Annotated in this window: 13 protein-coding genes; 12 read left to right on the forward strand and 1 reads right to left on the reverse strand. The window is 38.5% G+C overall.

Going from position 1 to position 15,754, the window contains the following annotated elements:
* Positions 1–21: 21 nt before the first annotated feature.
* The 8 genes from C9J51_RS12085 (at position 22) to tusE (ending at position 8,347) form a co-directional block, all read left to right on the forward strand.
* Complete coding sequence (locus C9J51_RS12085; RefSeq protein WP_045038721.1) at positions 22–363, forward strand: hypothetical protein; 342 nt, start codon at positions 22–24, stop codon at positions 361–363.
* An 847-nt stretch (positions 364–1,210) separates the two neighbouring features.
* Entirely contained in the window at positions 1,211–2,437 is a 1,227-nt protein-coding gene (gene gltS, locus C9J51_RS12090; protein WP_045038720.1) for a sodium/glutamate symporter, read from the forward strand.
* A 341-nt stretch (positions 2,438–2,778) separates the two neighbouring features.
* Entirely contained in the window at positions 2,779–3,810 is a 1,032-nt protein-coding gene (locus tag C9J51_RS12095; RefSeq protein ID WP_045039631.1) for an amino acid ABC transporter substrate-binding protein, read from the forward strand.
* A gap of 75 nt (positions 3,811–3,885) precedes the next feature.
* Positions 3,886–5,085 (forward strand): amino acid ABC transporter permease, encoded by a 1,200-nt coding sequence (locus tag C9J51_RS12100; protein ID WP_107275148.1) that lies wholly within the window; start codon positions 3,886–3,888, stop codon positions 5,083–5,085.
* A gap of 2 nt (positions 5,086–5,087) precedes the next feature.
* Entirely contained in the window at positions 5,088–6,179 is a 1,092-nt protein-coding gene (locus C9J51_RS12105) for an amino acid ABC transporter permease (RefSeq protein ID WP_045039632.1), read from the forward strand.
* A gap of 19 nt (positions 6,180–6,198) precedes the next feature.
* The gene (locus C9J51_RS12110) at positions 6,199–6,972 is read left to right on the forward strand and encodes an amino acid ABC transporter ATP-binding protein (protein ID WP_045036421.1); all 774 of its coding nucleotides are present in this window, start codon (positions 6,199–6,201) and stop codon (positions 6,970–6,972) included.
* A 227-nt stretch (positions 6,973–7,199) separates the two neighbouring features.
* Positions 7,200–7,868 carry a Bax inhibitor-1/YccA family protein gene (locus C9J51_RS12115; protein WP_045036420.1) on the forward strand — a complete coding sequence of 223 codons (669 nt, stop codon included), beginning with the start codon at positions 7,200–7,202 and terminating at the stop codon, positions 7,866–7,868.
* 149 nt (positions 7,869–8,017) lie between these two features.
* Positions 8,018–8,347 (forward strand): sulfurtransferase TusE, encoded by a 330-nt coding sequence (tusE, locus tag C9J51_RS12120; protein WP_045036419.1) that lies wholly within the window; start codon positions 8,018–8,020, stop codon positions 8,345–8,347.
* A gap of 87 nt (positions 8,348–8,434) precedes the next feature.
* Here the strand turns inward: tusE and yccX are convergent, their stop codons facing one another.
* Positions 8,435–8,707, reverse strand: coding sequence for an acylphosphatase (gene yccX / locus C9J51_RS12125; RefSeq protein WP_045039679.1), 273 nt, complete (start codon positions 8,705–8,707; stop codon positions 8,435–8,437).
* A 211-nt stretch (positions 8,708–8,918) separates the two neighbouring features.
* On the opposite strand from yccX, the gene C9J51_RS12130 reads away from it, so the two are divergent.
* The 4 genes from C9J51_RS12130 to C9J51_RS12145 all read left to right on the forward strand — a co-directional run bounded on the left by C9J51_RS12130 (position 8,919) and on the right by C9J51_RS12145 (position 15,635).
* The gene (locus tag C9J51_RS12130) at positions 8,919–10,109 is read left to right on the forward strand and encodes a class I SAM-dependent methyltransferase (protein ID WP_045036418.1); all 1,191 of its coding nucleotides are present in this window, start codon (positions 8,919–8,921) and stop codon (positions 10,107–10,109) included.
* A 179-nt stretch (positions 10,110–10,288) separates the two neighbouring features.
* The gene (locus C9J51_RS12135) at positions 10,289–10,918 is read left to right on the forward strand and encodes a YccT family protein (RefSeq protein WP_045036417.1); all 630 of its coding nucleotides are present in this window, start codon (positions 10,289–10,291) and stop codon (positions 10,916–10,918) included.
* A 415-nt stretch (positions 10,919–11,333) separates the two neighbouring features.
* Entirely contained in the window at positions 11,334–14,495 is a 3,162-nt protein-coding gene (locus tag C9J51_RS12140) for a chitinase C-terminal domain-containing protein (RefSeq protein ID WP_107275150.1), read from the forward strand.
* Positions 14,496–14,996: 501 nt separating this feature from the next.
* Positions 14,997–15,635 (forward strand): murein L,D-transpeptidase catalytic domain family protein, encoded by a 639-nt coding sequence (locus C9J51_RS12145; RefSeq protein WP_045036416.1) that lies wholly within the window; start codon positions 14,997–14,999, stop codon positions 15,633–15,635.
* Positions 15,636–15,754: the final 119 nt, after the last annotated feature.

Raw genomic sequence — 15,754 nt, forward strand, 5'->3', positions numbered from 1 at the left:
ATTACTTAGTAGGACGTCACAATGAGTTTTAGTGATCACTTAGATAACTTTATTAAACAACGGGAACAATTTGGTCAGCAACCAAATAGAATGCAAAAGCGCAATTCTTATATTGTGGTTGATGCAACCGATCAGAGCAAAGCACGTGAAGCTATGGCAAAAGAGCAAGAACACGCCACATTACGTGCAGAGCAAGAAACGAAACAATATCATCAGCGTATTCGTGGCCGCTGTGTACTCCCTAGCGAGGCTCAAGCTCAACAAGAGCGTCAAAGTGATACTCGCCCAGCAGACCCAGATCGTATCGCTTACATTCAACAACTGAAAAAAGATCTAAAGTTAAAAAAATACCACTCTGAGTAACTTTCGACGAGAAACTCACTAAAACATACGACTTTAATACCTCCGTTCATTTCAACTTAGTGGTAGCGATACTTTATTATCGTTACCATTAATATTCTACATTTCCATCCCACAAGACTTGTTTGTATCCACTCTCGCCATAAGAGCGCTATACAATAAAAATAATGTAGCAATATTATTCTCATAATATGAGATACAACGTTATAAGCAACAGGCTATGTTTTTGATAATTTATTTAGCTCATCATTAATAAATCAAAAAAATATTCATTAATAAGAAAGCAAATAGTCATATTTAACGCTCTATAAAGACAAAAACAGCCTCTATTTACTATTTTGAACAACGTTTCATAAGTTTTTTTTTCATTTTTATACTTTTTTTTCAAAGGACAAATTATAGCACTTTATCCAATTACCAATGTTTCTCAAATTATGAGAATTAAGGCTTTTTTTTTAATTACATTACCAACAACTAAATTTTCAATTTAACCTTTGTATTACAGCCTTTAAATAAAAAGAATGCTGTACCCTATACTTAAAAAGCTCGCATAATAAAATATAACGCTTTGATTCTGAAAAATTAACCCTGCAAAAAAAACCAAAAAACGCACCGTTAATGACCTTAAGATCATCAATAAATAACAAAACACAGTTAACACTAACAATTAACAATAAAACGCATAAATTTAACAATTAATCATATAAAAAAACGACTCTGCAATAATATTTAAATAGTTAAGACCTTAAAATACGCAACACCTAGCACAAGTCTAAAACAATAGCAATATGGTAAGAATGTCTTTTTGGAGTTAAAATTAGCGTCAAAGAAGTAAAAAAGAAGATTCTAAATGACAACAGCTATTCATGTTAATGAGCTCGAATCATTGCTTATTGCAATAATCGTGCTTTTTCTTGGCTACTTTATTAATACTAAGGTCAAGATTTTAAGACAATATAATATTCCTGAGCCGATTGTCGGTGGACTTGTCATTGCCTTTATTATTACATTTTTCCATTTTCAAGGTTTTGACATTAGCTTCAAACTAACGATGCAAGACACATTAATGCAAATGTTCTTTGCAACCGTTGGTCTTGCCGCTAGCTATAAATTACTAATGAAAGGCGGTTCACGTGTATTCCTATTTTTAGGAATCGCAACAGTATTTATCATTATCCAAGATGCTGTTGGCGTAGGTATGAGTAAGGCTTTGGGTTTAGATCCGTTACTTGGCCTTATCGTTGGCTCAATTACACTTTCAGGCGGCCACGGTACTGGTGCTGCTTGGTCTCAAACTTTTGCCACCGATTATGGTTTAAACACACTTGAACTATCAATGGCTGCAGCAACATTTGGTTTGATCATGGGTGGTATCATCGGTGGTCCAATTGCACAACGATTGATCAATAAGCATAAGCTAAAATCTGATTTTGGTGAAAGTGGTAACCATCACATTGAACACCCTGATCTGATCACTTATAGCGATCGTGAAGAAGACCGTATTACCTCTAAAAACACCATTGAAGTATTATTTATTTTATTAGCTTGTGTTGCTGGCGCTTCACATTTTAAAGATTTTATTGATGGTCTTGGTATCAGTGCGTTACGTATTCCTGAATTCGTTTATGCACTCTTTATTGGTGTCTTTATTACCAATATTTGTGAGGGTACGAAGTGCTATAAAATCAACAAAGAAACAGTCGATGCCCTTGGTACCATATCCTTGTCATTATTCTTAGCGATGGCATTGATGAGCTTGCATTTATGGGAGCTTATGGATCTGGCAATGCCGATGTTGATTATCCTTGCCGTGCAAACCTTGGTGCTGGGATTGTTTACCTATTTCGTTACTTTCCGTGTTATGGGTAGTAATTATGACGCAGCAATCATCGCCGGTGGTCACTGTGGTTTTGGCATGGGTGCGACACCTACTGCGGTAATGAACATGGGATCATTAGTTTCTCGAAATGGTCCATCACCACAAGCCTTTATGGTTGTGCCGATTGTTGGTGCTTTCTTTATCGATATCACTAACCTTATTGTTCTTCAAGGGTACATTAGTTTTCTTGGCCACTAAATAGCATTAATTATCATAAAGAAAAAGAGAAGATATTGTATATCTTCTCTTTTTCATTTTTAGCTGATAAATAACCACTTACATTACAGAATAATAACAATTTTACTTTATTCTGAAGATCTTTACTTTCCTTCAAATACCCTCCTCGCAACGCTTAGCAATTACAGACTTATTGGTCTAATCTCTCAAAACTATTATCTCAAACTCTTTATTTCCAACAAAACTAGACCTTTATCTATATTTTTCTATACTTAGAGTTGTTAACTTATTGTTGGAAAATATAAGTATTACGCTATTTACAACATATTGCTTTAACTATTGACTAAACAAGGAAGATACTCATGGCTAAAAAAATAACAGGTGTATTAGCTATACTTGCTGCATCTGCCACGCTATTTACCATTAATGTCAATGCTGCTGACAGCACTCTTGATAAAGTTAAAAAGCAAGGTTACGTCCAATGTGGTGTTAGTGCGGGCTTACCCGGATTTTCAAATCCCAACGCAAAAGGTCAATGGGAAGGTCTTGATGTTGAATTCTGTCAAGCGGTTGCTGCTGCCACATTAAGTGATAAAACCAAGGTTAAATATATACCGTTAACCGCTAAAGAACGTTTTACTGCTCTGCAATCTGGTGAAATTGATATTTTATCGCGTAATACAACATGGACACTGCACCGTGACACCTCCCTTGGCCTTAACTTTACTGGTGTGAGCTATTATGACGGTCAAGGCTTCATGGTCAAAAAGGACATGGGTATAAAAAGTGCGAAAGAACTTGATGGTGCCGCGGTTTGTGTGCAATCAGGTACCACTACCGAGCTTAATTTAGCTGATTACTTCCGTGTCAATGGCATGAAATATAAACCTGTTGTTTTTGACACCGCCCCTCAAACATCAAAAGGTTTTGACTCTGGACGTTGTGATGTATTAACTACCGACCAATCTGGTTTATATGCTCTGCGCTTAAATCTTAAAGATCCAACCTCCGCCATCATTCTACCGGAAATCATTTCAAAAGAGCCCCTTGGCCCTGTTGTTCGTCAAGGTGATGACCAATGGTTCAATATTGTACGTTGGACATTATTTACTATGATTAACGCTGAAGAATTCAATGTGACTTCTGCCAATGTTGACCAACTTAAAAAAGACTCAAAAGATCCTAATATCCGTCGCTTAATTGGCCTTGATGGTCCTAAAGGTAAAGGACTAGGATTAAATGATGATTGGGGTTTCCAGATAATTAAACAAGTCGGTAACTATGGTGAAAGCTTCCACCGTACCGTGGGTTTAGGCTCCCCACTTAAAATTGAACGAGGATTAAACGCCTTGTGGACCAATGGTGGTATTCAATACGCGCCACCGATTCGTTAATAACAACTATTAACAAATACAAAAGGGAGCTGTCATAGCTCCCTCTGTACATCTCAATGGATATGAGGATGTTGTATGGAAGTCCCCTCAAAGACGAATAGATCACAGACAAAATCTCGTCATAAAGACCTGTTTTATAATCCTACTTTCCGCGCCGTAATATTTCAAATTGTTGCGGTAGCGGCTCTGGCTTTTTTCTTTTATAGCATCATCAATAATGCATTAACTAACCTTGAAACACGTGGTATTGCGACTGGTTTTGATTTTCTTAGTCAAGAGGCAGGATTTGGTATTGGTTTAACGCTTATCGATTATGATGAAACCTTCAGTTATGGCCGAACATTTTTTGTTGGCTTGCTTAATACCGCGTTAATTGCCGTTCTTGGTGTCATTCTCGCGACCGTTTTAGGGTTTATTATTGGGATTGCCCGCTTATCCCCTAATTGGTTAGTCAGTCGCTTTGCAGCGCTTTATATTGAGATCTTTCGGAATATTCCATTATTACTACAAATATTTTTTTGGTACTTTGCTGTATTGCAGGTTCTACCCTCACCAAGACAAAGCCTACAATTTGGCGAGAGTATTTTCCTTAATGTACGTGGGTTATCCGTCCCAAGCCCTATTTTTGAACAAGGCTCTCGCTTTATCTTTATCTCACTGCTTATCGCTCTAATCATCGCAATGAGTTATCAGTATTATGCCAAGAGAAAACAACAAAATACGGGCAAACAATCTCCAGTACTTCTTGTTAATATTGCCATCATTACCTTATTGCCGCTATTGGCATTCTTTATTAGTGGAAAACCGATCAGTATTGATTATCCCACTCTCCAAGGATTTAATTTCAGTGGCGGTATTACGGTGTTACCTGAACTTGCCGCACTTTTACTGGCACTGAGTATTTATACCGCTGCTTTCATTGCTGAAATTGTACGATCAGGGATTAATGCGGTTAACCATGGCCAAACAGAAGCGGCTAAAGCATTAGGCTTAACCCGAAATAAAACTCTCCGTTTAATTGTTATCCCACAAGCTATGCGGATAATTATTCCGCCCCTTACCAGTCAATATTTAAACCTCACTAAAAACTCCTCGCTGGCAATGGCGATTGGTTATCCTGATTTAGTCTCTGTTTTCGCAGGTACAACCCTCAATCAAACAGGACAAGCGATTGAAATCATCGCGATGACAATGGCGGTTTATTTAAGTCTAAGTTTAATTACATCACTGTTGATGAATATCTATAACAAAAAAATGGCTCTGGTTGAGAGGTAAGCATGAGTAAGCATCAATTTCTTCCTGATTTACCCCCACCAGCAAACACGGTGGGTATTAGTGGATGGTTACGCCAACATCTATTTTCTTCTGTCCTCAATACGATTATCACTTTACTTTTAGGCTATTTTGCCATTATTGGTTTATGGGGGATCATTGATTGGGCATTGATTAATGCCAATTGGCAAGGCGACTCTCGTGATGCTTGTACACTCACTGGCGCATGTTGGACCTTTATTAAAGTACGGTTTGATCAATTCATGTTTGGCTTCTACCCCAGTGCTGAATTATGGCGGCCTAAACTGTTTTATGCCACTTTAGCCATTTTTATTACTTTACTGGCTTACGAAAAAACCCCTCATCGAGGTTGGATTTGGTTATTTTTCGTTAATATCTATCCATTTATGGCAGGCTTTCTTTTATATGGCGGTATTGCAGGCTTACCTATTGTAGAAACGCACTTATGGGGTGGCTTACTGATCACCTTAGTTATTGCCATTGTTGGCATTGTCGTATCGTTACCCATCGGTATTGTATTAGCGCTTGGGCGACGTTCAGAAATGCCGATCATTCGAAGTATTTGTACCGTCTATATTGAAATTTGGCGTGGCGTACCATTAATCACAGTATTGTTTATGGCATCAGTGATGTTGCCATTGTTTTTGAGCTCAGAATTAGAAACCAACAAACTGATCCGTGCCTTAATCGGGGTGGTACTGTTCAGTGCCGCTTATATGGCAGAAGTCGTTCGAGGTGGATTACAAGCAATACCCAAGGGTCAATATGAAGCGGCTGATGCATTAGGATTAAGTTACTGGCGTAAGACATACCTTATTGTGTTACCCCAAGCTTTAAAAATTACTATTCCTTCAATCGTAAATACCTTTATTGGCTTATTTAAAGACACCAGTCTGGTATTGATTATTGGTATGTTCGACGTTTTAGGCGTTGGACAAGCCGCCACCAGCGATCCTCAATGGTTAGGTTTTGCCACTGAAAGCTACGTTTTTGTCGCTTTCGTTTTCTGGATTTTTTGTTTTAGTATGTCGAGATACAGTATCTACCTAGAAAACAAACTACATACTGGACATTAACATTAGCAAGGATTGCATAATGACAAAGACCAATAACACCACCACTAATTCTGATAACACCCCGTGGGTGATCGAATTATCCGACGTAAACAAATGGTACGGTCAATTTCACGTTCTTAAAAACATTAATCTACAAGTGCGTAAAGGTGAAAAGATCGTTATCTGTGGCCCTTCTGGATCAGGTAAATCAACCATGATCCGCTGTATCAATTATTTAGAAGAACATCAACAAGGAAAAATTTCAGTTGCCGGTCAAAACATTACCGGAGATTTGAAAAATATTGAGCTGATCCGTAAAGAAGTTGGCATGTGTTTTCAGCATTTTAATCTCTTCCCTCATCTAACTGTGCTTGAAAACTGCACCTTAGCCCCTATTTGGGTTAAGAAAATGTCAAAGAAAGAAGCTAATGCATTGGCTATGCAATATTTAGAACGGGTTAAAATTCCAGATCAAGCCCATAAATACCCCGGTCAACTTTCAGGAGGACAACAACAACGCGTCGCTATCGCCCGTTCGTTATGTATGAACCCACAAGTGATGTTATTTGATGAACCGACATCAGCACTCGATCCTGAAATGGTACGTGAAGTACTTGATGTAATGGTAGAACTGGCTAATGAAGGTATGACAATGTTATGTGTAACACATGAGATGGGATTTGCTCGCCAAGTCGCCGATCGGGTTATATTTATGGATCAAGGTGAAATCATTGAAGAAAATACCCCTCAAGATTTTTTTGATAACCCTAAATCAGATCGGACTCAACTTTTTTTACAACAAATATTGCACTAATGGCTGAAACTGCCACCATTAATGTAAGCATTATCGACGTAATACTTAGTTACAACTTAACCATAAATGAAGATTAGTGAACGAAGTATTTTAATGTTCAAACACTTATAATATGCTTGATGGCAGACAAATCAGTTTAAAGCTTAAGTTTACGCTTGCAATTCATGTTGTTTAGCCTCATATATAGCTTTAATAGAATTAACATAACTACCCTAAGGGGAACACTTATGAACGAACGTATGGTCAATCGTGACAATGGTTACGAAGGCGTGCTGTCAACCAATAAGGTTTTACGTAACACTTATTTCTTACTATCGCTAACGTTGTTGTTCTCTGCTGCTGTAGCTGGCGTAGCAATGGTTATGAATGTTCCACCTGTCCATTGGATCATTCTTCTTGTCGGTTTCTATGGCCTAATTTTCTTAACAGAACGTAACCGTGATAGCAGCCTTGGTATCATGTTTGTATTCGCATTAACTGGCTTTATGGGTTATACCCTTGGTCCGATTTTAAATATGTATGTGGGTGCAGGCATGGGGCATGTCGTTATGACTGCGCTTGGTGGTACCGCACTGACATTCTTTGCTTGTTCTGCTTACGCATTAACAACTAAACGCGATTTATCCTTCCTTAACGGTATGTTAATGGCTGGTTTTATTGCAATTATCGTTGCCGTTGTTGCTAACATCTTCTTAAAGATGCCAATGCTATCACTTGCAATTAGCGGTATGTTTGTATTGTTCTCATCAGCGGCTATCTTATTGACTACACAGTCAATCATCCGTGGTGGTGAAACAAACTACATTTCAGCAACGGTTACCTTGTATGTATCTATCTACAACCTATTCTTAAGCTTGCTTCAGATTCTAGGTGTAGTGAACAGCAGCGATAATTAATCAAAACGATTAATTAACTCACGGATAATACGTTTATAGTGAGTCATAACAACCTAAAAAAGTCTGCATAATGCAGGCTTTTTGTTTTTTACTTGCAGGTAGACAAACGAATCACTATTCTTGCTGCGTTAGAAATAGAGAGGTCTACTATGCTTGAATTTAATGGTGTACAAATCGATACCGATGCCCAAGGTTATCTAAAGAACGTGGACGATTGGTCAGAAGATCTTGTCACACAACTTGCAGCAGAAGAAGATATTGAATTATCAGAAGCCCATTGGGAAGTGATTCGCTTTGTTCGTGAGTTTTACCTTGAATTTAATACCTCACCCGCTGTTCGTATGCTCGTAAAAGCCATGTCTAAACAATATGGTGAAGAAAAAGGTAGCTCACGTTACCTCTATCGCTTATTTCCTAAAGGGCCGGCAAAGCAAGCAACTAAGCTCGCTGGATTACCCAAGCCGGTTAAGTGTATCTAAATAATAATATAGCAAACCAAACATAACTGGCGATGTTTACCTGTATGTTTGGTTTGGTTTGGTTTAGTTATTATAATAACCTTCCCCCTAATTCATCTTAAATCCATCTACATGTCGCCATGCTAAGGTTTCTGTTGTCAGCCACTCCACCGTTGCGGTTTTAGGCCCATGCTGTAACCATTCAATGAGCTTATCAATATTCTCTGGCTCCCCACACGCTAAAACTTCAACACTCCCATCAGCCAAATTTCTAGCATACCCCGTCAAATCAAGCACCAACCCTTGATGAGCAGTATGAAAACGAAAACCCACCCCTTGTACATGCCCGATTATTCGCGTCTTCACACAACATCGCGTCATCATTATTCCTCTTTTGTTTATGTTAACCTTGATTCTATTGTAGTGGCATTATTGCGAGATTCTGATTGTCATCCTGCAAAAACTATTTATCTATCAAGGTTTATTTAGTCTGCAATATTAGGTTTATATACCAACTGAGACTTTTTTATTTGATTTTACTTAGCCAGAGCAACATAATACGCCCCCACTCGAACTCCATACTGGGCATGTCATGACAGCTTCTATTTATTTGGTAAAAGGCCGTGAAAAATCACTACGCCGTCGCCACCCTTGGATTTTTTCTCGCGGTATTGATCGCGTTGAAGGAAAACCTGAACTTGGCGAAACCGTTGATGTTTACGATAACAAAGGCGAATGGCTAGCACGTGGTGCTTATTCTCCACAGTCTCAAATTCGCGTTCGCGTATGGACATTCAACAAAAATGAAGCCATTGACGTTAACTTCTTTGTTAACCGCCTTAATGCCGCACAAAGTCTGCGTGATATTCTAGCTGCTCGCGATGGTCTTACAGGCTACCGCTTAATTGCTGCTGAATCTGATGGCCTTCCAGGTATTACTATCGATCGTTACCAAGATTACTTAGTGTGCCAACTGTTAAGCGCAGGTGCTGAGGCACAACGAGAAGTACTTCTTGAAGCATTACGACAGTGCTACCCAAGCTGTAATATTTACGAACGCTCTGACGTATCTGTTCGTAAAAAAGAAGGCCTAAAGCAACGTACAGGCGTTCTACATGGTGAAGAGCCACCTAAGTTTGTCACTATCGAAGAAAATGGCGTTAAAATTAACGTTGATATCATTGGTGGTCACAAAACAGGTTTCTACCTTGATCAACGTGATAGCCGCGAAGCATCGGTTAAATATGTTAACGGTAAGCGTGTTCTAAACTGCTTCTGCTACACTGGTGGCTTCGGTTTATACGCGCTCAAAGGCGGTGCAAGTGAAGTGATTAACGTTGATGTTTCTCAACCAGCACTTGATACCGCACGACTTAACGTAGAAATGAATGGTTATCCGGTTGAAAATGCACAGTTTGTAAATGCTGATGTGTTTAAGTTACTGCGTGAATACCGTGAACGTGGCGAGCTATTTGATGTTGTTATCATGGATCCACCTAAATTTGCTGAGTCTAAATCTCAATTAGTCGGTGCTTGTCGTGGTTACAAAGACATCAATATGTTAGCGATGCAAATCCTAAAACCAGGTGGCATGCTATTAACATACTCTTGCTCTGGTTTAATGGATAATGGCTTATTCCAAAAAATCATTGCTGACGCTGCTCTTGACGCGCATCGCGAAGTACAATTTATCGAGCGTTTCAGCCAAGCCGCCGATCACCCACTAGACAGTGCTTATCCTGAAGGTTTCTACCTTAAAGGTTTTGCTTGTTACGTAAAGTAATACGCGATTTAGCATAGATAGATATCAAACCCAGCCGACGCTGGGTTTTTTTACACAAATAAAACTGTTATTAAATATTAATTTTGATAGTTATTTGTCAATATTGTAATGTTCAGAATACAATAACGGCACTATCCCTAATTCACATTATTCATTCTACGTACTCAAAAGGAATCGACATGAAACTACGTACAGCCCTTCTCTCTTTCGCTGCGTGTAGCATCAGTTTTTCATCATTTGCAGATGTTACACTTAACCTACCCCAATCTGCTGAGCTGGTTCTCGTTAATGGCGTTAATGCTGAAGGTAATGCACCTCAAACATTAAATAATGGTAACAACCAAATCGCTTTTCGCTATGATAAAAATTACCGTGAAAATGGCGATACTCACTTATTTCGTTCTGAAGTCGTGGTAATGACATTCTCTGGTAATGACGCAACATATACATTACAACTTCCTAATATTTCAAGTGCTTACCAAGCGCAGAAATTCAATAATCAGCCAACAATGTCTTTGCTTTCGGCTGATGGAAGCGACATTCCATTTAAACACGATGTATTAATTAAAAATGGCTTTCAAATTAGCCGCGACTTCCCACAAGAAATTGCAAAGTATAATTTAAGCACAGCTCCAGCGGCATTAGCAGCGGTTGTTACAGCAAGTGAAATACAGCAGATGCAGCCTGTTATTCCAGCGACGAAAGATAATAAAATCGATCAAGCTTACGTCACTAAGATGTTGAATTATTGGTATAACAAAGCAGACACTACAACTCAACAAAGTTTCAAAGCAAGTCTGAATAAATAATGATCTTTCATTTAATAATTAATCTTGTGTAAATAAACCCTGCTTAATTATTTAGCCCTTCCTTCCCTTATCTTTAATATCAACAGTAAAAATAAGGGAAGTAAGCATTACCGCTTATTAATCACAACCACTTTCTCCTTACTCCCCCATTTATAATATTTTATTTAATCCCTCAAAATAATGACGCCATTACATTATTAGCATTAACGAATGACTCAATACAGTGCGCTTAATTCAATAAACAAATAAATATTTACATAGTAATAACATTTTTTCGCGACTTTGTATGAATATACAAACATTGCTTCGTACAAATAACAAAACAGCACTTATAGTTTTTTTATGCCACGTAAAAAGTAAATAAACATAGATTTATTACTAGTGTCATTTCAATAATCAAACTAAAGGATCACACATGAACCGTGGGAAACATGGAATAGCAAGAAAAGGAATTTTTACGCTAAGTACCCTTAGCTTATCCTGCTTATTAGCCTTTAATGCACAAGCTGCCATTGATTGTACTAATATATCTGAATGGGAAAGTAGTAAAGTCTATAACGGAGGAGACAAAGTACAGCAAAATAAAACCGCTTATAAAGCTAATTATTGGACGCAAAATAACAGCCCTGCAACTAACAGCGGCCAATACAGTAATTGGTTAACGCTTGATACCTGCATTGATACACTGCCTCCAGTCGATAATATTGCCCCCACCGTTAGCATTACATCCCCAACCGCAACCACTGAAATTACAACAGGTGATAGTATTACGATTAGTGCTAATGCCGCTGATAGTGATGGCACAATAACCAACGTTAAATTCAGCGTTGATGGTAAAATCATTGGTACTGACACCCAAGCCCCCTATAGTTTAACTTGGCAAGCTACCGCAGGCGAACATGCATTAACCGCCATTGCTTATGATAATGACGATACCGTTAGTAATGAAGCCTCTGTCATTATTACCGTAGCAAATAGTGGTCCAGTAAACCAAGCACCTACAATTGACATTACCACTTCAGCCGTCACTGTTGAGTTAGGTGATGTAGTGACGATCATTGCCAATGCCGCAGACAGCGATGGTCAGGTTGATAAAGTCGATTTCTTTGCTGATGGTACATTAGTTGGCACCGTTGCTAGCGCCCCTTACAGTTTTGCATATACCACAACCCAAGCTGGTACAACCCGCCTTTATGCGCGTGCGACTGATGATTTAGATAAAACAACAGATTCTGCGGTTACTGCCATTACAGTTAATGGTGGTGAAACGGCAAAAGACTGTCGTCCAGATGGGCTCTATCAAACAGAAGGTATTAATGTTCCATACTGCACAATTTACGATCAAGATGGCCGTGAGAAAATGGGCGCCGATCACCCGCGTCGTGTTATAGGCTACTTTACAAGTTGGCGTGCAGGTGATGATCCGCAAAGTAGCTATCTCGTCAATGATATTCCATGGGAGCAATTAACGCACATTAACTACGCTTTTGTGAGTATTGGCGCAGATGGTAAAGTCAATATTGGTGATGTTAATGATCCTAAAAACCCAGCGGTAGGTCAGCAATGGCCAGATGTAGAGGTTGATCCAGCCTTAGGTTTCAAAGGCCATTTTGGTGCACTTGCAACAGCTAAAGAAAAATATGATGTTAAAACATTAATTTCCATTGGTGGTTGGGCTGAAACGGGTGGTCACTTCGATACTGAAGGTAATCGTGTCGCTGATGGTGGTTTCTATACTATGACCACCAATGCAGATGGCAGTGTTAACCATGTTGCTATTGAAAAATTTGCAAACTCAGCAGTAGACATGATGAAGAAATACAAGTTTGACGGACTTGATATTGACTATGAATACCCAACCTCAATGGCAGGTGCTGGTAATCCAGACGATAAAGCCTTTTCTGAATCGCGTCGCCCATATCTGATGCGTTCTTACCATGAATTGATGCGTGTATTGCGTGCTAAAGTCGATGCGGCAAGTGCTGCTGATGGCGTCCATTATATGTTAACCATTGCAGCACCATCATCTGCATATTTATTACGTGGTATGGAAACGATGGCAATCACCCAATACCTCGATTACGTTAACATTATGTCTTATGACCTTCATGGTGCATGGAACGATCATGTTGGGCATAACGCAGCACTCTATGACACAGGTAAAGATTCAGAACTGGCGGCATGGAATGTCTACGGCACAGAAGCTTATGGCGGCATAGGGTATCTCAACACCGATTGGGCTTATCATTATTTCCGAGGTTCTATGCCTGCGGGTCGTATTAACATTGGTGTGCCTTATTATACTCGTGGCTGGCAAGGTGTAACCGGAGGTGAAAATGGTTTATGGGGTAAAGCTGCCTTACCTAACCAATCTGAATGTGCTGCGGGTACTGGCGAAGGAGAGAAAAATAACTGTGGTAATGGTGCAGTCGGTATCGATAACATGTGGCATGATAAAAACGCATTAGGTCAAGAGATGGGCGCTGGCTCAAACCCAATGTGGCATGCGATGAACTTAGCCAATGGTATCTATGGTTCATATACTGCGGCGTATGGTCTTGATCCGATTAATGACCCACAAGATAAGTTTGTGGGAAGCTACCAACGTCACTTTGATAACATCGCAGTTTCACCTTGGTTATGGAATGCGGATAAAAAAGTCTTCTTATCAACTGAAGATAAAGAATCTATCAATATTAAAGCCGACTACATTATAGATAAAGAAATTGGTGGCATCATGTTCTGGGAATTAGCAGGTGATTATAACTGCTATCAATTTGATGCTAATGGTAATCGCGCCGGTATCGATGTATCAGAACAGTCCTGTCAAACAGGTAACGGTGAATACCACATGGGTAACACCATGACCAAAGCCATTTACGATAAATTTAAATCAGCAGCACCTTACGGTAATACTATTGCTGTCACGGCAATTCCAACAGAAGCCGTTGATATTAGTATAGCCATTTCTGGTTTTAAAGTTGGTGACCAGAATTACCCCATTAATCCAAAAATCACATTCACTAACAATACTGGCGTTGATATTCCAGGAGGCACTGAATTCCAATTCGATATACCTGTATCTGCACCTGACAATGCAAAAGATCAATCCGGTGGTGGCTTAACAGTCATTTCATCAGGCCATAGCCGTAGTGATAATATCGGTGGTTTAGAGGGTGTTATGCACCGCGTCGCTTTCTCTCTACCTGCATGGAAAGCACTTCCGGCTGGTGGCGAGTATGAACTAGACATGGTGTACTACCTACCAATTACAGGTCCGGCTAACTATGCTGTCACTATCAATGGTAAAGAATATGCCTTTAAATTTGAACAACCCAATCTGCCTCTTGGTGACTTGAGTACAGGGGGTGATAGCGGCGGTGGTGAAGGCAGTGACTGTTCATCTGATGGCGTCAATACCTACCCTAATTGGCCGCAAACTGACTGGCAAGGAAATCCTAGCCATGCTGGATCGGGTGATCAAATCATTTATAATGACGTAATCTACAAAGCTAACTGGTACACCTCATCAATACCTGGAAGTGATGGCAGTTGGAGTAAAGTTTGTAATATTTAATCTATAAAACAGTATCGGTATTATTAATAGTGCCGATACTGCCCTTTATATTAAGCAATATAAATAGCCATTATTTATTTTTCTTCATCTTAGATTCATGTTTATTTGTTTTCATTTCATTTTTGATTAAAATAATGCCGTTTAATACGCCACGACTATTATTATTTATAATATATTTTAAATATTTAAAAAGAAAAAGAAAAAGAAAAAATATTAAATTAAATCAAATACTTATAGGAATTACTCGCTGTATAAACAAGCTTTTTTTAGCTTCAGATTAATCTAACTTGCTTTACTTAATTAAATGATGTTCATATTAATAAGCTATTGTTATACATAATTAAATTAATCCTTCATTTAGCAACTATCATATTTTAAAACACTAAAATTCCGGTTACGACTCCATTTAAATCTTCTTTTTTAATTCTTATTTATGATAAAGTACACCCTCGCTTAATTGCTAACCAACTTTGCAACTTGTTTAAGAATAGAACGAACTAAATGAAAAAATTTATTTACCTATTTCTATTAATGGTGTGTCTTTTACCATTAAATGCATCTGCGCATGTTATCCATACTGAACGTAAGAATGTAAACATTGTCGCTGATTATGTCTATCAAAAAGCTGATTTAAAAGGCAAAATTGGTTATAACGTATTCAAAAAAGCATTTATTGCTTACAATAAAACCCGTGGAAAGAAGAAATCTTTATTAACCATTATTGATTACAGTATGCCTTCTACAGAAAAAAGGTTTTATGTTATTGATTTAAAATCGAATAAATTGCTTTACCGTACTTATGTATCACATGGTGAAAACAGTGGCCGTTTAATAGCTGATGATTTCTCTAATCGTGTTAATTCACATAAAACATCGCTAGGAACCTTTCTAACAGAAGGAACCTACCATGGCGGAAATGGTTATTCCTTAAAACTGAATGGCTTAACCCGTGGCGAAAATGATAACGCATTAAAACGCTTTATTGTTATTCACGGTGCTAAGTATGTGTCTGAGTCATTCATAAAACGTAATGGTTATCTTGGTCGTAGTTGGGGCTGCCCGGCTATACCAACATATTTAACCAAGAAAATTATTGATACCATTAAAGGTGGTAGTGTGATTTTTGCATACGCTAAATAATTTAATACCTCGATTTTAACAAAAAGCTTTTAGTTGCAAGACTAGAGGCTTTTTTTATATCTAAGATTTCACCACATTTAATTTTGGCATTTAATCGTATGCTTATTAATACGACTCTA

Source organism: Photobacterium iliopiscarium (genome assembly GCF_003026395.1).
Classification (GTDB): domain Bacteria; phylum Pseudomonadota; class Gammaproteobacteria; order Enterobacterales; family Vibrionaceae; genus Photobacterium; species Photobacterium iliopiscarium.